Here is a 20681-nt window from a genome sequence, read left to right on the forward strand (position 1 = left end):
GTCAGCCCGCCTCGTCGAGCCGGCTGCGGCCCTCGACGTACGGCTTGAAGGCGCGGGTCATCTCGTCGAAGAGGTGGTCGAGCTCCCACGGCTGCTGGCCGACGATCTGGCGCTGGATCTGCGGCGTCGACCACATGGACACGCGGTACTCCTGGGCGCCGAGGACGCGGCCGTTGATCCAGCCCGATTCCGTGCTGGCCAGGTAGACCACGGGTGCGGCGACGTTCTCGGGCGCGCGCCGCCGGCTGTCGGGGTCCTGGTCCCGGGTGGGCACTCCGTACTTGGCCATCACCTCGGCCGGGATGGTGTCGGTCATCCGGGTCGCGGCGCCGGGGGAGATGCAGTTGGCGGTCACCCCGTACTTGGTGAGCGCGTTGGCACACGACAGGGTCAGGCCGACGATGCCCATCTTCGCCGCCGCGTAGTTGGGCTGCGAGGGGGCGCCGTGCAGGCCCGCGACCGAGGTGAAGTTGATCAGCCGGCTGTCGGGCCGCCTGGTCTCGCGCCAGTGCCGGGCGGCGAACTTGGTGGTGTTGAACGCGCCCTTCAGGTGGACCCTGATGACCGCGTCCCACTCCTCCTCGTCCATGTTGAAGATCATGCGGTCGCGGAGGATGCCCGCCGCGTTGACCAGGACGTCGAGCCGGCCGAACCGCTCGACGGTCGTGGCGATCAGCTCCTCGGCCTGGCCGTGGTCGGAGACGTCGGTACGGCTGGCGACGGCCGTGCCGCCGGCGGCCGTGATGGCGTCGACCACCTCCGTCGCCGGATCGGAGTTCTCGGTGGTTCCGTCCAGCTGGACGCCGAGGTCGGCGACGACGACCGAGGCGCCCTCGGCGGCGAGAGCCCGGGCGACGGCGGCGCCGATGCCGCGGCCGGAACCGGTGACGATCGCGACGCGACCGGTGAGTCTGGTCATGGAGAGGTCTCCTCTCGGGGAGATGGTGAGAAGTGGGAACTGGATCGAGCCGGACCGCCGCACACGACGGCGCGGGGCGCGGCTACGTCAGCGGGGTGTACGGCACCTGGCCGTTGAGGTCGATCGTCTCGACGGTGTCGAGCGTCCCGGCATCGGCGTTCCATCGCGCGATGGCCATGCCCTCGACCAGGTAGGGGTCGTCCGGGCCGGTTTCGAGGACGATGCCGGGCACCATGATCAGGCTGCCGGTGTCGGGCCGGAAGTCTCGCACCGCCTCCATCACCGACGCCCGTTCCAGCGACTCCGCCTGTTCCAGCGCCTGCACGAAGAGGTCACCGACGACCCAGCCGCCGGTGCTGGCGGACAGCGGCAGTTCCACCTTGTTGCGGGCCATCGCCTTCGCGCCCCATTCCAGGTAGTCCGCGACCCCGGGAAGATCGGCGTTGGCGGGATCGTCGACGTCGATCGAGCCCGTGGTCAGCAGGCCGTCGCCGGCGCCGGGATCGAGGCTCTCGAGCTGCCCGACCGACAACAGCGAGGTGAGCAGCTGGGGGTTCCAGTCCGTACGCGTGCTCACGGTGTTGATGAGCTGGAGGGCCTGGGCGCCCAGCGCGAAGATCACCAGGACGTCGGCGTCGGTCGCGGCCAGGGTGGTGATCTGGCCCGAGAGGTCGGGATCGGTGACCTCGAACGTCACGTGCTCGACGATGGTCGTGTCGCTGCCCTCGAGGCCCGTCTCCAGCGACTGGAACTTGGCCCGGCCGTAGTCGTCGTTCTGGGAGATCACCGCGATCGTGCCGCCGGGGAAGTTGCTGCTGAGATAGTCGGCGTAGATCAGCCCTTCGGCGGAGTACGGCGCAAGGGCGCCGTTGATCTGCCAGGGAAAGTCCGGGTTCCCCAGCTCCGGAGATCCGGTCCCGGCGAACAGGCCGGGCACGCAGGCGCGGTCGAGCACCGGCCGGATCGCCATGTTGGCCGAGGTGCCGATCACGCTCAGCATCGCGAAGACGCCCTTGTCGTCGATCATCTCCTGGACGTTGGCCTTGGCGGTCGAGGCGACGTAGTGGTCGTCCTTGTAGATGAGCTCGATGGTCCGCTTCCTGCCGTCTGCCGTCTCGACCCCGCCGGCGGCGTTGACCATGTCGAAGTACGCCTGCATGCCCCACAGGTGTGCGCCGGTGGCGGCGAACGGGCCGCTCAGCGCGCCGCTGAAGCCGACCGTGATCGACGTGTCCGTGATGCCCTCGGTGCCGTCGTAGGACGCGCACCGGTCGGTGATGCCGCTGCCGCTGCCGCCGTCGTCGTCGGGAGCCGAGACGGCTCCTCCGGCGCAGCTCGCGGTCAGCGCGACGACCGAGACCGCGGCGAGGGCGCGGCGGCCCCGGTCGAACGGCCGGCGGTCCCCGCTCAGATGTCCGACAGTCATCGTGACTCTCCTTCCGGCTGGAGGTGCGGTGGCGCCTTCGACGGCCGGCGCGCGAGGTCCTGGAGCAGGCCGCCGACGCCACGGGGCAGGTAGAGCAGGATCAGGATCAGGGCCACCCCGAAGAGCAGCGGCGTGAGCAGCGGATTGACCCCCGCGTCGGCGATCACCCGCGGGGTGAAGACCAGGAACAGCGCGCCGAAGACCGGCCCGACGAGGGTGGCGCTGCCGCCGACGGCCATCCCGACCAGCAGGTTGATGGAGAGGACGGCCATGAAGTCGCTCGGGCTCACGAAGGTGTGCGCGACGACGAACATCCAGCCCGCCAGGCCGCAGAGGGCGCCGCTGAAGCCGAAGGCGGCGACCTTCATCGTCACCACGTCGACCCCGACGGTCTGTGCCGCCACCTGCTGGTCGCGCACGCCGATCATGGCCCGTCCGATGCGGCTGGCCATGACGTTGCGGGCGAGGACGAACACCAGCATGGCCAGGGTCAGCAGCACCCAGTAGTTGAACGCGGTGATGCTGATCCCGAGCCACGGCGGCGGAGTGAGCGCGTCGACCACGAAGCCGGCGTTGCCGCCGGTCTGCTCGGTGAACCGGACCGGGATGGTCGGGAAGACGAAGGCGATCGAGACGCTGGCCAGCGCCAGCCGGATGCCGCTGATGCGCAGCGCCGGCAGGCCGGTGAGGGCGCCGATGACGAACCCCATGACGATCGCGACGGGCAGGGCCGCCCAGTAGGACCAGCCGGAGGTCTGGACCAGGAGCGCGGTGGCATAGGCCGAGGCGCCGATGTAGGCGCACTGCCCGAACGAGATCTGGCCGCACCACCCGGTCAGCAGGTTCAGGCTGAGGATCGCGACGGCGAGGTAGATCACCTGCTGGAGCCGCAGCACCTGGGTGCCGCCGAGCGCGAACGGGGCCAGGACGGCGACGGCGACCAGCGCCGGCCAGAGCAGCCGAGGCAACCCGAGACGGTCGAGGACGCTCATACGCGTTCCACCTGCTTTCGGCCGAACAGGCCTTCCGGTCGGATCAGGAGAACCGCGAGGATCGCCGCGAAGGCGGTGGCCAGCTGCAGCTGGGTCCCGATGAAGCCGACGTATCCGCTGGCCAGAGACTGGATGATGCCGATGGCGACGCCGCCGACCAGCGCGCCCTCGTAGCTGTCGAGGCCACCGAGCACGGCTGCGGCGAAGCCGTACAGGAGCAGGGCCTGCATCATGGTCGTGCTCAGGAACAGTTCGGGAGCGACCATGGCGCCGACGATCGCGCCGAGCATGGCCGCCATGCCCCAGCCGAGCATGAGCATGCGCGGCACGTTGATGCCGAGCATGCGCGCCGAGGCCGGGTTCATCGCCGCGCCCGTCATGGCCAGGCCCAGCTTGGTCCTGGTGAACACCAGCCGGAGGGCGATCGCGATGCCGACGAGCAGCAGCATGGCCCCGGCCCGGCGGTAGGAGACGACGACGCCGCCGAGGTCGAGGCCCCCGGCCGGGAAGGGCGAGTCCAGGCGGTGCGCGTCGAGGCTGAACAGGTAGCCCGCGGCCGCGTTGATGGCCAGCAGCAGCCCCGTGGTCACCATGGCCTGCCGCAGGTGGTCGGCCTGGGCGAACGGCCGCATCACGATGCGTTCGAGGCCCGCCCCGAAGGCGAAGCCGAACATCGCCCCGGCGAGAATGGCCACGACGATCGGCAGGCCGAGGCCGTCGGCGGCGAACAGCCAGATGACGAAGGTGCACAGCATGGCCATCTCGCCGGCGGCGAAGTTGAGGACGCCGGTCGAGCGGTAGACGAGCACCACGGCCATGCCGAGGGCGCCGTAGAGCACTCCGCTCTGGATTCCGTCCACCAGGCGTTGGAGCAGGAGCACCGATTCACCTCCCCAGGTAGGCGCGACGCACCGAGTCGTCGTCGAGTAGGGCCGAGGCGCTGCCCTGGGACACGAAGCGGCCCGATTCCAGGACGTAGGCGCGGTCGGCGACGGGCAGCGCGATGTTGGCGTTCTGTTCGACGATCAACATGGCGGTGCCGGAGTCCTCGCGGACCCGGGCGATCTGGTCGAACAACTCCGCGGTCACCATGGGCGCGAGGCCCATCGACGGCTCGTCCAGCAGGAGCATCGCCGGCTGCGAGATCATCGCCCGGGCGACGGCCAGCATCTGCTGTTCGCCACCGCTGAGGCTGCCCGCGTGTTGCTTTCGCCGGGGGGCCAGCTGGGGAAAGATCTCGAACCATCGCTCGATCTGCGTGCGGCCGGTGTCGCCCCGGCACAGGTGGGCGCCGAGCGCGAGGTTGTCCTCGACGGAGAGGTGGTTGAAGGTCCCGCGTCCCTCGACCACGTGCCCGAGGCCCAGGCGGGCCCGGGCGTCGGAGGTCCGGCCGCCGACCTCGCCGCCGCGCAGTCTGACCGTGCCCTTGCTGGGGATCATGCCGCTGAGGGCCCGGAGCGTGGTCGTCTTGCCCGCGCCGTTCGCGCCGAGCACGACCACGATCTCCGCGGCGTCGACGTGCAGGTCGAGCCCGTGCAGGACCTGGTGCGGCCCGTAGCCGGCGGTGAGTCCGGTGACGTCGAGGACGGCGGTCATCGGGCCGCCCCCAGGTAGGCCTCGATGACGGTGGGATCGGCCGACACCTCGTCGGCGGTGCCGGCGGCGATACAGCGGCCGAGGTTGAGGACGATGACGCGGTCGGAGATGGACATCACCAGGCCCATGTGGTGTTCCACCAGGACGATCGCAACGTCGAAGTCGCGGCGGACGGCCGAGATGTAGCCGCCGAGCTCGTCGACCTGACCGTGTGGCAGGCCGGCCGCGGGCTCGTCGAGCAGCAGCAGCCTCGGCCCGTTGACCAGCGCGCGGGCGATCTCGACTCGCTTGAGCACCGAGAACGGGAGCCCGGACGCATCGTGCTCGGCCAGGTCGGCGAGTTCCAGCCGCTCGAGCACCTCGTACGCCTCGGCGCGCAGCCGGCGCTCGTGGCGCCGCTGGCGGCGCAGGTGCAGGGCACAGGCGACGAGGCCGTCGGCGTGTCGCTGGTAGGCGCCCAGCAGGACGTTCTCGATGACGGACAGCCGCGGGAAGAGAGCCAGGTTCTGGAAGGTGCGGCCCACCCCCAGCGCACTGATGCGGTGCGGCGGCAGGCCGAGCACGTCGGTGCCGTTGACGCGTACCGCGCCTCGTTGCGGCCGGTAGAGGCCGCTGACGCAGTTGAACAGCGTGCTCTTGCCGGCCCCGTTCGGCCCGACGACGGCGCAGATGCCGCCGTCCACCCGCAACGACAGCCCGTCCAGGGCCCGGATCCCGCCGAACCGGAGCTGGACGTCGTCGGCCTCCAGTGCCGGTGGGGTCCGTTCGTCCGCCTGGGTCGGAGCTCTCGATGCCATGCCCTGGTCCCCTTCTCGCGCCGCCGCCGTTGGTTGCCACGATCCGTGAAGTAGTTCTATGCTCGAATTATCAAGTTCGAAGCTGGAACGACATTACAGATAATTCCAGCTTGGAACTACTGTTTTCGCAATATTTCTCAGCGGACCGGGAGAGGCGAGACATGCGCGAGATCAGGTTCGACGACCTGCCCGCTCTTCAAGCGGTCAGCGGGGGTGAATTCGGTCGCTGGAGCGAGGGTCTGGACATCACTCAGGACCTCATCGACCGGTTCGCCGAGCTGACCGGCGATCACCAGTGGATCCATGTCGATCGCGAGCGGGCCCGGTCCGGGCCGTTCGGCACGACCATCGCGCACGGTCTGCTTACTCTGGCCGTCACGCCGCGCATCCGCCCGCCCGCCGACTTCGTGGTGGTCGGACATGCCAAGACGCTCAACTACGGGTCCGACGGCGTCCGCTTCCTCGCACCGGTCCCGTGCGGGTCGACCATCCGGTCGCGCGGCCGGCTGAACGCGGCCGTCCAGCACCCGCGCGGGACGAAGCTCAGCTACGAGATGGCGGTGCACGTGGTCGGCCAGGACAGCCCGGCCATGCTGTCGCGGCCCGTCGTGCTGTACGCGGGGGAGTGAGCATGACGGAGGACCGGCCGGGTCCCGTCACCGCCAACCTCGTCCTGTCGGTGGACGACGCGGTGGCCACCCTGCGCATCGACCGCCCGGAGAAGCGCAACGCGCTGGACACGGCCACCCGGGCCGAGCTGATCGCGTGCCTCGACTGGGCCGGCGCGACACCGGACATCCGGGCGGTCGTCGTCACCGGGACGGGCGGGTCCTTCGCCGCCGGCGCCGATCTCGGTGAGGCGCCGGGCCAGGTCGACCCGCTGGCCATGCGGGCGATGCTGCGAGAGCGGCGCGTCTACCAGGCGGTCGCCGAGTGCCCGGTGCCCGTCATCGCGATGATCGACGGCTACTGCCTCGGCGGCGGCTGCGAGCTCGCCATGGCGGCGGACCTGCGGATCGCCTCGGAGAACGCCACGTTCGGGCAGCCCGAGATCGCGCTGGCGATCATCCCCGGCGGCGGCGGAACCCAGCGGCTGCCCCGGCTGGTCGGGCTGGGACAGGCAATGCGCCTGATCCTCACCGGTGACCGGATCGACGCCGCCACGGCGCTTCGGCTCGGCCTGGTCGAGCAGGTGGTGCCCGCCGGCCGGCTGGAGACCGCGACCCGGGACCTGTGCGACCGCATCACCCGGCACGCCCGTCCGGCTCTCACCCTGGCCAAGCAGGCCGTCCGGGCGTCGGCCGAGCTGCCGCTGCAGGCCGGGCTCGCGCTGGAGACCGAGCTGCTGTGCCTCGCGTGGACCAGCGACGAGAGCGCCGAGCGGCTGGCCGCCTTCCGGCAGAAGCGCTAGCCGTGGACACGTCCGAACTGCGGCGACAGGACTACACGCTCGACGGCGACCAGGTCGTGCTCCGCGATCTCTTCGCGCAGTTCTTCGCCCGCGAGTGTCCGATGGACGTCGTCCGCGCGGCCGAACCGACAGGGCACGACCCGCAGTTGTGGCGAGCGACGGCCGAGCTGGGCGCGATGTCGATGGCGCTGCCGGCCGAGGCCGGCGGCGACGGGGCCGGCATCGTCGAGGTCGCGCTGCTGGCCGAGCAGCTGGGCCGGCGGATCGCCCCGGTGCCGCTCGTCGAGCACGTCGTGGCGAGCCGACTCCTCGCCGCTGGTGGGGGAGACGATCCGATCGCCACGCTGCTGGCCGACGCGTCCCGGGGGAGAACCGTCCTCGGGCTGGGGCTGGAACGGTACGACGTGCCGCAACTGGTGTCGTCCGGGGCGGTGGCCGGCGCCGTCGTCGGCCACCGGGCGGGTGCCGTCGTGGTCAGCACAGGCGGGCCCCAGCCGCACGCCGCCAACCAGGCCGGGCTGCCGTCGGCCTGGCGCGATCTCGGCGCCGAGCCGTGCGTCGAGGTTCCGGTCGCCTCGACCGCGGTGCTGGTCGACCGGGCCCGTCGCGAGCTGAAGGTGCTGACCGCCGCGGCCCTCGTCGGCCTGACCGAGGGTGCGCTGGCGCTGGCCGTGAGCTTCGTCCAGACCCGGCGGACCCAGGGGGTGCCGCTCGGGTCGTTGCAGGGAGTCTCGTTCCCGCTGGCCGACGTCGCGATCGGCGTGGCGGGCGCGCGCCACCTCTGCCGCCGGGCCGCCTGGTTCCTCGACCACGAACCCGAGGCCGAGCCGGACCTGCCCGGGATCGCCTTCGCCTACGCGGCCGAGGTCGCGACCCACGGCGTGACGGTGGCGCTGCACGCACACGGCGGCCTGGGCTTCGCCGTCGAGTCCGACGTCAGCCGCTACTTCCTTCGGGCCAAGGGCTGGACTCTGGCCGCAGGCGACCCGGGCCGCGACGTCCTCGCCGCCGGCGAGGCGCTCCTGGCGAAGGCCGCCCGGCCCGATCGAGAGGATCGTCGGTGGACTTCACGGTGATCGCCGAGGACGTCGTCCATCGCACCCTGCGACGACACGTGCGCGAGCTGGTCCGCAAGCATGCGGCGGACCAGCTGGACGAGCGGGAGCGGCGTGGCGGCGACGGCTTCGACGAGCCGTTCCACCTCGCCCTGGGCCGGCGCGGCTGGATCGTGCCGACCTGGCCGGTCGACCGGGGCGGCGCCGGGCTCGACCGGCTGGGCGCACGGATCCTGGATCTCGAGCTTGCCCGAGCGCGGATCCCGGCGACCACGCTCGGCATCACGCGCCTCGTGCTGCCGGCCGTGGAACGCCACGCCTCCGCGGCGATCCGGGACGAGCTGCTGGCCGGCGTCGCCCTCGGATCGGTCCGGTTCTGCCTCGGCTACACCGAACCCGAGGGCGGCTCGGATCTCGCGGCGGCGCGGACCCGAGCGGTCCGGGACGGCGGCGAGTGGGTGATCAGCGGCACGAAGCTGTTCACCACCGGGGCGCAGCACTGCCAGTACTGCTTTCTGCTCGCCCGGACCGACCCGAGCCGGCCGAAGCGCCGCGGACTCACCATGTTCCTCCTGCCGTTGGACGCGGCCGGGGTCGACATCCAGCCGGTCCGGACGCTCAGCGGCGTCCGCACCAACATCGTCCACCTCGACGACGTTCGCGTCCCCGACCGCTATCGGCTGGGTGAAGTGAACGACGGCTGGGCGGTGCTGCGCGGGCCGCTCGACGCGGAGCACAGCATCGGGCCCGGCGACGACGACGGTCTCGACGACGCGTCCATCGGCGTGATCTTCCTCCGGCAGCTGCAGCTCGCCCTGGACGCGACGGCCGGATGGGCGTCCGAACGCGGCCCGGACGGTACCCGGCCCGCGGACGACCCCGTGGTGGTCCACAGGCTCGGCCGGGTGGCCGTACAGCTGGCCGCCGCCCTGGCCACACCGGGTCCGGCGGGCCGGGTGCGGGGCGCCGAGGCGACCGTAGCCGGAGCCGCCGAACTGGTCGACGTGCTCGGCCCGGCCGGCCTGCTCGACGGTCGGGCGCCGGGCGCCCTGGAGTCCGGGCGGGTGGAGTGGCTGCATCGCTACGCCCAGGGCACCACCACCTACCTCGGCACGGTCGAGATCTTCCGCGGCATCATCGCGCAGCGCGACCTGGGACTTCCACGACCCGTCCATCCGGCCGGCACGGCGACCGACGCACGCACCTGACCTCCTCCGCCCGCCGCCAGAGAAGAGACCCGTCCATGCCGCCGGACACCCGACCCGGGCGCACCGTCGCCGTCCTCCTGCTGGCCGTGTCGGCGTTCGCGCTCTCCCAGACCGCGGTGATACCGGCACTCGGCGCCATCGCCCGAGACCGGCAGGTGTCCGTCAGCGGCGCCACCTGGGTACTCACCGCCTACCTGATGTCGGCCGCCGTCCTGGCGCCGCTGCTCGGCCGGCTGTCGGACCTGTTCGGCAGCCGGCGGTTGCTGGTCATCACGCTTGCGGTCTTCACCGCCGGCGCGGCCATCGCCGCGGCGTCGCCGTCACTGGCCGGCCTGGTCCTCGGGAGAGCGTTGCAGGGCGTCGGCGGGGCGGTGCTGCCCATCTGCTACGGCATCGTCCGCCGGTCGATCCCGGAGCAGCGACGCGCGGTGGCGATCGGCATCCTGTCGGGCACCATGTCGGTCGGCGGCGGCATCGGCCTGGTGGTGGGCGGCGTGATCGTCGACCACGGCTCCTACCGCTGGATCTTCGTCGCAGCGGCCGTGATGGGCGCCTCGACCGTCGCCCTGGTGCGGTTCGCGATCCCGGCGCTGCCGCCGATGGCCGCCGGGCGGGTGGACGTGGTCGGAGGCGCGTTGCTCTCGGCCGGCGTCGCCGCCGGGGTGCTCGCACTGAGCCTGACCGGACGTCCTGGCTGGACGACGCTGCTCTCCATGGCGGCGGTCGCCGCCCTGACCGGTTTCGTGCTGGTCGAGCGGCGCACCGCCGCACCCATGGTCCACCTGCCGACGTTCACCACCCGCTCCGTCGTGGTCGCGAATGCGATCGCCTTCCTCACCGGCTACGCGATCTTCACGATGTTCGTCGTGGTGCCCCAGCTGATGACCATCCCGCGCGCCTCCGGATACGGGTTCGGGCGGACCGCCGTCGCCAGCGCTCTCGTTCTGCTGCCCGGCACCGTGGCCATGCTGGCGGTCGCGCCCGCGACCGGGTACCTCGCGCGACGGTGGACGCCGAAGCTGCCGCTGGTCACCGGCTGCGCGCTCGCCGCCGCCGGCCAGCTCGGGCTGGCCGCCGACCACGGCAGCGTCGCGAGTGTCGCCGCATGGTCAGTGGTGGGCTTCATCGGGCTCGGGCAGGTGCTGGCGGCGCTTCCGAACCTGATCATCGACACCGTGCCGGTCCACCGGATCGGCGAGGCCACCGGGGTCAACAGCCTGATCCGGCTGATCGGCGGGGCGATCGGTTCGCAGGCCGCAGCCGTCCTCGTGGCCGCCAGGACGGGCGACCGCATGCCCTGGCCGGCCGAGTCCGGCCTCGTGGTGGCGCTGCTCGTCGGCAGCGCGGCCTGTTTCGTCGGGGCCGCCACCGCGTCGGCCGCCCGCGGCCAGCGTCTCTGAAACCGGCCGGGTAGTGCTGGGAGACCGCCGCGGGGGAGGATCGCCCTGATCGTGATCGGCGGCATCGGGACGGTGAGCAGTGGCGGACGCCGGGCTGTGGACGGCGGACTTCCGGCTGTTCTTCGCCGCCCGCACCAGCTCGCTGCTGGGCGACGTCATGCTGCCCGTCGCGATCACCGCCGCCGTGATCCGGGCGGGGTACGGGGCGAGCGGCGTGGGCTACGCGCTGGCCGCGCTGATCGCGCCGTTCGCCGCGCTGATCATCTTCGGCGGGGTGCTGTCCGATCGCTTCGGGGCGCGGCGGCTGATGGTGCTCTCGGACGCGGCGCGGCTGTGTGTCCAGGCGGTGCTCGCGCTGCTGTTCCTGCTGGGCACGCCGCCGCTGTGGCAGATCCTGGTGCTGCTGGCGCTGGTCGGGGCGGGCAGCGCGGTCTTCCAGCCGGGCGTCGCCAGCGTCACCCCGCTGATCGCTCGCGACGTGCAGCAGGCGAACGCCACCCTGCGCATCGCCGAGTCCGTGACCGCCGTGATCGGCCCGTCGCTGGCCGGCCTGCTGCTGGTGGTCGCCTCGCCCGCGGCGGTGGTCGCTCTCGACGCGCTGACGTTCGCGGTCAGCGGCGCCTGCCTGCTCCGGCTCCGCTCGGTCCCGATGGGCCCGGCCGGGCGCGGCGACGTGCCGTCGTCGTTCCGAGCCGATCTCGTCGAAGGATGGCGGGAGTTCCGCGCCAGGACCTGGCTGTGGAGCGTCATCGTCGTCTACATGCTCTGGCAGCTGGCCGGCGCCGGACCGACCATGACCCTCGGCTACAGCACACTCGTCACCGAGCACGGCTCGGCGACGTTCGGCCTGGTGATGTCGGCGCTCGGCGCGGGCAGCGTGCTGGCCGGGCTGGTCGCGATGAGGCTGCGTCCGCGGTATCCGCTCCGGGCCGGCGCGCTGTCCATCATCCTGTGGACGCTCATGCCGCTGAGCGTGGCGCTCGGCCTCCCCGCGCCCGTCGTCGCCGCGTGCTACGCGGTGAGCGGCGCCGGCCAGGCGTTCTGGATCGTCATGTTCCACACCAGCGTGCAGACGCACATCCCGCAGGACGTCCTCGGCCGCGTGCACGCGTACGACGCGGCCGGCTCGCTGGTGATGAAACCGGTCGGGCAGGCGGTGGCGGGGCCGCTCGCGGTCGTCGTGGGCACGGTGCCGCTGCTGTTCGTGTCGGCGGCCATGGCGCTCGTCACCTGCACGCTGCTGCTGGCGATCCCGGCCGTGCGCGACCTGCGGCGTGCGCCACCGCGGCTCGATCCCTAGGGTGGGGGCCCGTGCCGCCGGAAGGGAGCTCGTCGTGACGGAGAACCCGCTCGAGCAACTGCCGCTCCAGCGGCTGCGCCGGCGCACGAGCGCCAAATGGCGCGCCCATCCCGACGACGTCCTGCCGTTGTGGGTCGCGGAGATGGACGTGCCGCTGGCCGGTCCGGTCGCCGACGCGCTGCGAGCCACCATCGGGCTCGGCGACACCGGGTATCCGTACGGCGACGGCTATGCCCAGGCGCTAGCCGGCTTCGCGAAGGACCGCTGGGGCTGGTCCGGGGTCGCCGCCGACCGCGCGCTCGTCGTTCCCGACGTCATGATGGGCATCGTCGAGGTGCTGCGGGTGCTGACCGAGCCGGGCGACCCCGTCGTCGTGAACGCTCCGGTGTACCCGCCCTTCCATGCCTTCGTCGCGCACGCGGACCGGCGGGTGGTGCAGTCCCCGCTCACCGCCGCCGGGCGCATCGACCTCGACCACCTCGACGGCACCTTCCGGGAGCTCGCCCGGCGGCATGAACGCGTGGCCTACCTGCTGTGCAACCCGCACAACCCGACCGGTGCGGTGCACACCGAGGACGAGCTGAGGGCGGTGGCGGAGCTGGCCGGCCGGTCGGGGGTGCGGGTCGTCGCCGACGAGATCCATGCGCCGCTGGTCCTGCCGGGCGCCACGTTCGTCCCGTACCTCTCGGTCGCGGGCGCCGACGACGCCTTCAGCCTGATGTCGGCCTCCAAGGCATGGAACCTCGCGGGGCTGAAGGCCGCGGTGGCCCTGGCCGGCCCGCTCGCGGCCGCCGACCTCGCGCGCATTCCGGAGGAGGTCGGCCACGGCCCCAGCCACCTCGGCGTCATCGCCCACACCGCGGCCTTCGCCTCGGGCGGCGACTGGCTCGACGCTCTGCTCGCCGGCCTGGACGGCAATCGGGCCGCCCTCGGCGGCTTCGTCGCCGAGCACCTCCCCGAGCTGGGGTTCCTCCGCCCGGAGGGCACCTATCTGGCCTGGATCGACTGCCGGTCGCTCGGGCTGCACGACGACGCGGCCCGCGGCGAGGCCGGCGTCGTCACCGAGCTCGACGGGCCGGCCCAGTACCTGCTCGACCACGCGCGGGTCGCCGTGACGTCCGGTCACGTCTTCGGCCTGGGCGGTGGCGGCCACATCCGGCTCAACTTCGCCACCTCCCGCGCCGTCCTCACCGAGGCGCTCACTCGCATCGAGCACGCCCTGCACTGAGACCGAGGCACCCGCCGGTACAGTGTCGCCTCGCAGGCATCGAGCCAGGAGAGGCGGGGATCATCGCGTTGACCGGGGCGTCGTGCTCGCTGCGCGAGACCACCATCGACGGCGACCGATGCCTGGTGATCGAGGACGGCGAGATCAGGGTGTCGATCAACGCCGATCACGGTGCGCACGTCTTCGAGCTCACCGACCTCCGCAGCGGGACCAACCTGCTGTACGAGGACCCGCGGGGCTCACGTCACTACCGGGTCGGCGCCTGGTACGAGCTGTTCCCCAACGCCGGGCCGGGATGCGTCGTCGACGGGCAGGGCATCAGCGAGCACGGCGACGTGCAGTACCGGCGCTGGACGTGGTCGGTGCGGGCGGCGGGACCGGACCGGGTGGCCGTCGACCTCGCGACGCGCAGTGAGGAGCTGCCGTTCGGCATCCGCCGCAGCGTCACCCTCGCCGGCGGCGGCGAGGTGCGCGTCGACGAGACGATCACGAACCTCGCGGACCGCCCGCTGCACTACCTGTGGGGGCACCACATCACGTTCGGCGCCGTCATGATGGGCCCGGGCAGCCGGGTCGACCTCGGCGACGCCGAGGTGTTCGCCGAGGCTGCCGACGACCCGTCGGCCCTGTACGCGCCGGGTGCGCGCGGTCCGCTGCACGCCTTGCCGGGCCGCGACGGCGGGGTCGTCGACCTGACGGCGTTTCCGGACCGGCCGTTCGGCACGATGCTCTTCGCCGACCGGCTGGCACGGCACCGGTGCGGCATCTGGTCCGGCGAGCTGGCCACCGGCGTCTCCGTCGACTGGGACGGTGACGCCTTCCCGGCCCTGTGGTTCTGGGCCACCCGGAAGTCCGGCGCGCTGTCCGACGTCGTGGCCTGCGCGCTGGAGCCGCAGGCGTCGGCCGTCCACACCTTGTCCGAGGCCATCGCCGCCGGCGCGGCGCCGACCCTGGCCGCCGGCGCCAGCCGGAACGCCTGGCTCCGGCTGGCCGTCCATCACTAGGCCGGCACGCCGGCCCGGGGCGTCCAGTGCCCGGCCGCGTGGGCGAGGGCCCGACCCTCGAGGAGGGTGACGAGACGCTCGAACACGGCGAGCGCGTCGGGGCCGCTCCAGTCGTCGGCGAGCACCTGGCGCGGCAGGCCGGGGTCGCGGAACGGGAGCTTGCGCCAGTGGTCGACGGCGCTGAGGTAGGTGACGAAGGCACGCTCGGGTGCCACGGCGTCGCTGCCGTCGAGCGCGGCGATCTCGGGCTGGAAGCGGGCGACGAACTCGCGGTAGCGGCGGTCGATGCCGGCGAGGTCCCAGCTCTCGTAGAGCAGCGTGCGCAGGTCCTGACCGGCGACGTAGGCGCCGACGAAGATCGCGGCGTAGCGGTCGAGGTCGAGCTCGCGCACGGCCTGCTCGGCGGCGCCGCGCATGCGGGCCGGCGCGATCCACATCGCGGTGGAGATGTTCCCGAAGCCCAGCGAGGCCAGATGGGCGCGCAGCTGGTGCCGCTTCGCGCGCTCGGACTCGGGCACGGAGAAGTTGACGATGCACCAGCCGTCGTCGAGGTTGGCCGGCTGGCGCGCGTGCCAGATGATCTCGTCGCCCGCGACCAGCGCCTTCACCGCTGCGGGCGTGAGCGCGTAGCCACGCTTCCCGCCCCGGCTCTCGGCCGCGAGCCAGCCGCGCTGCTTGAGCCGGAACACCGCGGTGCGGACGCTCCGGGCGTCGAGCCCGAGCTGCTCCATGAGGTCGACGGTGCCGGCGATGGGCATCCAGTCGCCCATGCGCCGCACGACCGCGCCGAGGAAACTCACCATGACGGTGCGCGTGCGGCGCGTGCTGGCGCTCTCGTCGGCGGGGATCATCGCGACCATTCTGCCTGGTCGCGCCGGTCCGGGGTCCAGCGCAGGTGGACGGTGCCGGCGGCGCCGTCGCGCAGCAGCGAGAGGCGGGGCGGGACCTTGTCGGTGCGCGCCGTCGGCGGACGGCGCCGCCCGGCGGCCCAGGGGTCCGGCCAGTCGGCGCCGGGTCCCCGGTACTCCTGCTCGGCCGCCGCGTGCAGCGTCCACTGCGGGTCGTACAGGTGGGCGCGTCCGAGCGCGCAGAGGTCGGCGCGGCCGGCCAGCAGGATCGAGTTGACGTCGTCGTAGGACGAGATCGCCCCGACGGCGATGACGGCGACGCCCGCGGGGACGGCGACCTGGTGCCTGATCCGGTCGGCGAACGGCGTCTGGTACGACCGCCCGAACGCGGGCTTCTCGTCCTTGGTGACCTGGCCGGTGGAGACGTCGATGGCGGCGGCGCCGTGGGCGGCGAACGCCCGCGCGATCTCGACGCCGTCCTCGTCGGTGGTGCCGCCCGGCACCCAGTCGGTGGCGGAGATGCGGACCGTCACCGGGACGGTCGCGGGCACCACGCGGCGCACGGCGTCGAACACCTCGAGCGGGAAGCGCAGCCGGTTCGGCAGCGGGCCGCCGTACTCGTCGGCCCGCCGGTTGGCGACCGGCGACAGGAACGAGCTCAGCAGGTAGCCGTGGGCGGCGTGCAGCTCGATCAGGTCGAACCCGGCCGCGACGCCGCGCTCGGCCGCGGCGACGAAGTCGGCCACCACCTGGTCGAGGTCGGCGCGGGTCGCCTCGCGCGGCAGGTGGCAGCCGGCGCCGTACGGCAGCGGCGACGGGCCGACGACCTCCCAGTTGCCGTCGTCCAGCGGCTCGTCCATGCCCTCCCACATCAGCTTGGTCGAGCCCTTGCGGCCCGAGTGCCCGAGCTGCAGCCCGATCCTGGCGGTCGACCGGGCGTGGACGAAGTCCGTCACCCGGCGCCAGGCGTCGCGCTGCTCGTCGGTCCAGATGCCGGTGCAGCCGGGCGAGATGCGGCCCTCTGGCGAGACGCACACCATCTCGGTCATGACGAGGCCGGCGCCGCCCAGCGCCTTCGCGCCCAGGTGGACGAGGTGGAACTCGTTCGGCAGGCCGTCCTCGGCCGAGTACATGTCCATGGGGGAGACGACGACGCGGTTCTTCAGCTCCAGCGGGCCGATGCGCACCGGCTGGAACATCGCCGGCGCCGCCGCGCCGGCCGAGTGCAGCCGCGCGAACTCGGCCTCCATGCGCGCGGCGAACTCAGGGTCGCGTTCGCGCAGGTTGCCGAACGTGATGCGGCGCGACCGGGTGAGCAGGTTGAACACGAACTGGGCCGGGTCCTGGCCGGCGTACATGCCGATGTTCTCGAACCATTCCAGCGACGCCTGCGCCGCCCGCTGGGTCGACTCGACGACCGGCTTGCGCTCGGCCTGGTACGCCGCCAGCGCCGCGCCGACGCCGGGCTGCTCGTGCAGGCACGCGGCCAGCGCCAGGGCGTCCTCCATGGCCAGCTTCGTGCCCGAGCCGATGGAGAAGTGCGCCGTGTGGGCCGCGTCGCCGAGCAGCACGACGTTGCCGTCGTACCAGCGCTCGTTGCGCACGGTGTGGAAGTTGAGCCACTTCGAGTTGTTGGTGAGCACGCGCTGCCCGCGCAGCTCGCCGGCGAAGATCTCGGCGATGCGGCGCACGGCGTACTCGTCGGACGCGCCCGGCGGGAGGTCGTCGTGCTCGGTGGCGTCGAAGCCGGCCCGGCGCCACACGTCCTCGTGCATCTCGACGATGAAGGTCGAGCCCTGGTCGGAGTAGGGGTAGCCGTGGATCTGCATGGTGCCCCACGGCGTCTGCTTGACGAAGAACTGGAACGCCTCGAACACGAGGTCGGTGCCGAGCCAGATGTACTTGTTCGCGCGCCGGTCGAGGTCCGGCCCGAAGACGTCGGCGTACTTGGTGCGTATGGTGGAGTTGAGCCCGTCCGCCGCCACCACGAGGTCGTACGACGCCCGCAGCTCGCCCGGCCCCGGCGCCGGCGTCCGGTAGTGCACCGTGACGCCCAGCTCCGCGGCCCGCTCCCGCAGGATCGCCAGCAACTCCTTGCGGCCCATCGCGGCGAAGCCCTGCCCGCCGACGGTGAACGCGTGGCCGTCGAACTCGACGTCGATGTCGGTCCAGCGGGCGAACCCGCGCTCCATGCGGTCGTGGATGACGGGGTCGGCGCCCTCGATGGCGCCCAGCGTCTCGTCGGAGAACACGACCCCGAAGCCGAAGGTGTCGTCGGGCGCGTTGCGCTCCCACATCGTCACCTCGTGACCGGGGTCGAGGCCTTTCATGAGGGCCGCGAAGTACAGCCCTCCCGGCCCGCCACCCGCGATCGCGATCCTCATGCGGGGTCGGTCTCGAGGAGCTGGCGCAGCTTGAAGCGCTGCAGCTTGCCGCTGGTGTTGCGGGGGAGCGCCGGGAGGAACAGCACCTTCCGCGGGTACTTGTACGGCGCCAGCTCGCCCTTGACGAACGTCTGCAGCTCCTCGACCTTCGCGTCGTCGCCCGTCACCCCGTCGCCCAGCACCACGAACGCGCAGACGACGGAGCCCCGCTCGGGGTCAGGTGCGGCCACGACGCCGCACTCGACGACATCGGGGTGGGCGTCGATAGCGGCCTCGACCTCGGGACCGCTGATGTTGTAGCCCGACGACACGATCAGGTCGTCGGTGCGGGCCCGGTACCAGAAGTAGCCGTCGTCGTCGCGCACGAACGTGTCGCCCGTGACGTTCCAGCCGTCGACGACGTAGCCGGCCTGGCGCGGGTCGTCGAGGTACCGGCAGCCGACCGGGCCGATGACGGCGAGCCGGCCGGCGACGCCCGCCGGGGCCTCGGCGCCGTCGGCGTCGAGGATGGTGGCGCGGAAGCCGGGGACGGGCTTGCCGGTGGCGCCCGGGCGGATCTCGTCGCCGGCCGCGGAGATGAAGATGTGCAGCAGCTCGGTGGCGCCGATGCCGTCGATGACCTCGAGGCCGTGGTCGTCGTGCAGCTGCTGCCAGGTCGACTTCGGCAGGTGCTCGCCGGCGCTGACGGCGACCCGCAGGCCGGCCAGCTGGCCGCCCTTCCCGCACCGGACGATCTGCCGGTAGGCGGTGGGCGCGGTGGCCAGCACCGTGACCCCGTGTTCGGAGATCAGGTCGGCCAGCTGGGCCGGCGCCGCCGCCTCGGTCAGGAAGGCGCAGGCCCCGGCCCGGAAGGTGAAGACGACCAGCATGCCGAGGCCGAAGGTGAACCCGAGCGGCGGGCTCGCGGCGACGACGTCGTCGGGCCGCAGCCGGAGCACGTGCTTCCCGAACGTGTTGTCGATCGAGAGTACGTCGCGGTGGAAGTGCATCGTGATCTTCGGCGTTCCCGTGCTGCCCGAGGTCGGGCCGAGCAGGGCGACGTCGTCGGCCGCGGTGTCGACGGCGGTGAAGCTCGCCGGCTTCGTCGCGACCCTCCTGGTGAGGTCGTCGTCGGTGTCGCCGCCGTACGCGACGATCGTCAGCTGCGGGGCCGCGGCGTCCCGCACGGCGACGACGTCGTCGACGAAGCGGTGGTCGACGAGCGCGACGACCGGCCGGGTCTTCTCGACGATCGGCGTCAGCTCGCGCTCGCGGAGCGCGGCCATCGTGGTGACGGCGATGCCGCCGGCCTTCAGGACGCCGAGCCAGGCGGCCACCGTCCACGGGTTGTTGGGGGAGCGGATGAGCACCCGGTTGCCGGGGACCAGGCCGAGGTCGTCGACGAGCGCGTGGGCGACGCGGTCGGCCCGCTCCCGCAGCTCGCCGTACGTCCACACCTCGCCGGCGGGGGTCCGCACGGCCGGGCGGCCGGCGCCGTACGTGGCGACGGCGCGGTCGACGAGCTCGGCGGCCGCGTTGAGCCGGTCGGGGTAGTCGAGCTCCGGGGTGGTGAACTCGAGGGCCGGCCACTGCTCGGCCGGGGGCAGGTTGTCGCGGGCGAAGGTGTCGGCGTACGCCGAGGGGCTGAGCGTCATCGCGATCCTCCGTCGTCGTACCGCAGCACGCCCTCCTGGACGACGGTCGCCAGGTGCGTGTGGTCGGGAGCGAAGAAGTGACCGAGCCCGACGCCGCGCCCGGCGTCGGCGGCGACGGCCTGCTGCGCGTACAGGAGCCAGCCGCCGAGCACGTCCGCCGCCGGCGCCCGGTGGAACCACATGGCGTGGTCGAGGCTGGCCGTCACCAGGCCCTCCGCGGCCCACGGCAGGCCGAGCACGCGCAGCAGCGGCTCGAGGATCGTGTAGTCGCAGACGTACGCGAGCGCGGCGAGGTCGCGCTGGGCGTCGGTGAGCCCGTCGACCGGGCGCAGCGGGTCGAACGGCCGCACCCAGACGGCCTGGTGCGGCAGCCGTTCCCCGTCGACGGTGAGGTACACCGGCCCGGGGACGTGGCGCTGGTCGAAGCCGCGGCCGGTCGACCAGTACCGCCTGGACTCGTCGGTCATCGTGCCGCCGCTGCGGCCCTCGAGGTACGCGGCTGAACTGGGCACCCGCTCCGGCGGGGCGACGCCGTCCGGGTACGCCGCCGCGAACGTCCCGCCCGGCTCGCCCGCGGCGAAGCTCGCCAGGCAGACGTAGACCGGCTTGCCGTTCTGGAAGGCGCGGACCTGGCGGGTGGAGTAGCCGCGGCCGTCGCGCAGCAGTTCGACCTCGTACCGCAGCTCCATGCCGATGTCGGCCGGGCGCATGAAGTACGAGTGCATCGAGTGCAGCGTCTTGCCGTCGGTGACCGACCGCATGGCGGCGGCGGCCGCCTGGGCGACGAGGTCGCCGCCGTACGCCTTCGGCCACGGGCACGGCTGCGTCGTCGCGGTGAACGCGAGGTCGAAGTGCTCGGCCGGGGCCGGCTTCAGCGTCAGCGCCGCCGCCAGGATGCGCGACGTGGGCGCCGGCTCGCCGGTCACGGCCGGTCCGTCCAGTGCCGCAGGTCCGCGTCGTCGACCTGCGGGAGGTTGACCACGATGTTCTCCGGCGTGCGGGTCGTCATCCAGGTCAGCGGCCGGTTGCGGTCGAGGTTGCACTCGACGTGCGGCAGGAACGGCGGGACGAACACCCAGTCGCCCTCCTCCATGTCGAGATAGTCCTCGAACCGCTCGCCGAAGTAGATGCGGGCGCGGCCCGAGAGCACGTAGCCGCCGGTCTCGGCCTCGCCGTGGTGGTGCGGCGCCGAGCGGTAGCCGGCCTCGTTGCGGACCTTCCCGAACCAGAGGCGGGTGGCCGGGGTGTGCTGGATGCTCACGCCGGAGATGCGGGTGGCGCCGTCGGACTGCCCGGTGTCGGCCGGCTCGGTTCCGGCCCGCGTCACGACCGGGACGACCAGGCCGTTCTCGCTCGCGTACCTCGAGGCGTCGCCCTCGAGGACGTACTTGCTGAGGTCGGGCTCCATATTTCAGAATTTGCACGACCGTTGAGAGCTTGTCAATAGACTGCTACGGTGCCGTCACGATCCCCGTCACA

At 72.6% G+C, this 20681-nt stretch carries 19 protein-coding genes; 8 read left to right on the plus strand and 11 right to left on the minus strand.

Annotated features, from left to right (window positions below):
• Position 1: 1 nt before the first annotated feature.
• The 6 genes from BLV02_RS09050 to BLV02_RS09075 form a co-directional block, all read right to left on the minus strand.
• Complete coding sequence (locus BLV02_RS09050; RefSeq protein WP_069110830.1) at positions 2-919, minus strand: SDR family NAD(P)-dependent oxidoreductase; 918 nt, start codon at positions 917-919, stop codon at positions 2-4.
• 82 nt (positions 920-1001) lie between these two features.
• Positions 1002-2345 carry an ABC transporter substrate-binding protein gene (locus BLV02_RS09055; RefSeq protein WP_069110829.1) on the minus strand — a complete coding sequence of 448 codons (1344 nt, stop codon included), beginning with the start codon at positions 2343-2345 and terminating at the stop codon, positions 1002-1004.
• Positions 2342-3337: a branched-chain amino acid ABC transporter permease gene (locus tag BLV02_RS09060; protein ID WP_069110828.1), complete on the minus strand. Its 996-nt coding sequence runs from the start codon at positions 3335-3337 to the stop codon at positions 2342-2344. Before BLV02_RS09060 ends, BLV02_RS09055 begins: the two co-directional genes overlap by 4 nt.
• Positions 3334-4218, minus strand: coding sequence for a branched-chain amino acid ABC transporter permease (locus BLV02_RS09065; protein WP_069110827.1), 885 nt, complete (start codon positions 4216-4218; stop codon positions 3334-3336). The genes BLV02_RS09060 and BLV02_RS09065 overlap by 4 nt, the downstream gene beginning before the upstream one ends.
• Positions 4219-4222: 4 nt before the next feature.
• Positions 4223-4933, minus strand: coding sequence for an ABC transporter ATP-binding protein (locus BLV02_RS09070; protein WP_069110826.1), 711 nt, complete (start codon positions 4931-4933; stop codon positions 4223-4225).
• Complete coding sequence (locus BLV02_RS09075) at positions 4930-5730, minus strand: ABC transporter ATP-binding protein (protein ID WP_069110825.1); 801 nt, start codon at positions 5728-5730, stop codon at positions 4930-4932. Before BLV02_RS09075 ends, BLV02_RS09070 begins: the two co-directional genes overlap by 4 nt.
• A gap of 161 nt (positions 5731-5891) precedes the next feature.
• On the opposite strand from BLV02_RS09075, the gene BLV02_RS09080 reads away from it, so the two are divergent.
• From BLV02_RS09080 to BLV02_RS36410, 8 genes are all read left to right on the plus strand, one after another.
• Positions 5892-6359: a MaoC family dehydratase gene (locus BLV02_RS09080; protein ID WP_069110824.1), complete on the plus strand. Its 468-nt coding sequence runs from the start codon at positions 5892-5894 to the stop codon at positions 6357-6359.
• A 2-nt stretch (positions 6360-6361) separates the two neighbouring features.
• Positions 6362-7141, plus strand: coding sequence for an enoyl-CoA hydratase/isomerase family protein (locus tag BLV02_RS09085; protein WP_069110823.1), 780 nt, complete (start codon positions 6362-6364; stop codon positions 7139-7141).
• Positions 7142-7143: 2 nt separating this feature from the next.
• Positions 7144-8217 (plus strand): acyl-CoA dehydrogenase family protein, encoded by a 1074-nt coding sequence (locus tag BLV02_RS09090; RefSeq protein ID WP_069110822.1) that lies wholly within the window; start codon positions 7144-7146, stop codon positions 8215-8217.
• Positions 8202-9404, plus strand: coding sequence for an acyl-CoA dehydrogenase family protein (locus BLV02_RS35570; protein ID WP_069110821.1), 1203 nt, complete (start codon positions 8202-8204; stop codon positions 9402-9404). The genes BLV02_RS09090 and BLV02_RS35570 overlap by 16 nt, the downstream gene beginning before the upstream one ends.
• A gap of 35 nt (positions 9405-9439) precedes the next feature.
• Positions 9440-10804, plus strand: coding sequence for an MFS transporter (locus BLV02_RS09100; protein ID WP_069110820.1), 1365 nt, complete (start codon positions 9440-9442; stop codon positions 10802-10804).
• Positions 10805-10883: 79 nt separating this feature from the next.
• A complete protein-coding gene (locus BLV02_RS09105) occupies positions 10884-12104 on the plus strand; it encodes an MFS transporter (RefSeq protein WP_069110819.1) in 1221 nt (406 codons plus the stop codon).
• Between the two features lie 34 nt (positions 12105-12138).
• Positions 12139-13332 (plus strand): MalY/PatB family protein, encoded by a 1194-nt coding sequence (locus BLV02_RS09110; RefSeq protein WP_069111126.1) that lies wholly within the window; start codon positions 12139-12141, stop codon positions 13330-13332.
• Positions 13333-13400: 68 nt separating this feature from the next.
• Positions 13401-14336, plus strand: coding sequence for a DUF4432 family protein (locus BLV02_RS36410; protein WP_069110818.1), 936 nt, complete (start codon positions 13401-13403; stop codon positions 14334-14336).
• On the opposite strand, the gene BLV02_RS09120 is transcribed toward BLV02_RS36410, so the two are convergent.
• The 5 genes from BLV02_RS09120 to BLV02_RS09140 are packed head-to-tail and all read right to left on the minus strand — an operon-like array spanning position 14333 to position 20610.
• A complete protein-coding gene (locus tag BLV02_RS09120) occupies positions 14333-15187 on the minus strand; it encodes a PaaX family transcriptional regulator (protein WP_216094142.1) in 855 nt (284 codons plus the stop codon). The genes BLV02_RS36410 and BLV02_RS09120 overlap by 4 nt on opposite strands.
• On the minus strand, positions 15184-17568 hold the full coding sequence (locus BLV02_RS09125) for a bifunctional salicylyl-CoA 5-hydroxylase/oxidoreductase (protein WP_069110817.1): 2385 nt from the start codon (positions 17566-17568) through the stop codon (positions 15184-15186). The genes BLV02_RS09120 and BLV02_RS09125 overlap by 4 nt, the downstream gene beginning before the upstream one ends.
• Positions 17565-19202, minus strand: coding sequence for an AMP-binding protein (locus tag BLV02_RS09130; protein ID WP_069110816.1), 1638 nt, complete (start codon positions 19200-19202; stop codon positions 17565-17567). Before BLV02_RS09130 ends, BLV02_RS09125 begins: the two co-directional genes overlap by 4 nt.
• Positions 19199-20128 carry an acyl-CoA thioesterase gene (locus BLV02_RS09135; RefSeq protein WP_069110815.1) on the minus strand — a complete coding sequence of 310 codons (930 nt, stop codon included), beginning with the start codon at positions 20126-20128 and terminating at the stop codon, positions 19199-19201. The genes BLV02_RS09130 and BLV02_RS09135 overlap by 4 nt, the downstream gene beginning before the upstream one ends.
• Positions 20125-20610, minus strand: coding sequence for a cupin domain-containing protein (locus BLV02_RS09140; protein WP_069110814.1), 486 nt, complete (start codon positions 20608-20610; stop codon positions 20125-20127). Before BLV02_RS09140 ends, BLV02_RS09135 begins: the two co-directional genes overlap by 4 nt.
• Between the last annotated feature and the right edge of the window lie 71 nt (positions 20611-20681).

The organism is Jiangella alba (genome assembly GCF_900106035.1).
Classification (GTDB): domain Bacteria; phylum Actinomycetota; class Actinomycetes; order Jiangellales; family Jiangellaceae; genus Jiangella; species Jiangella alba.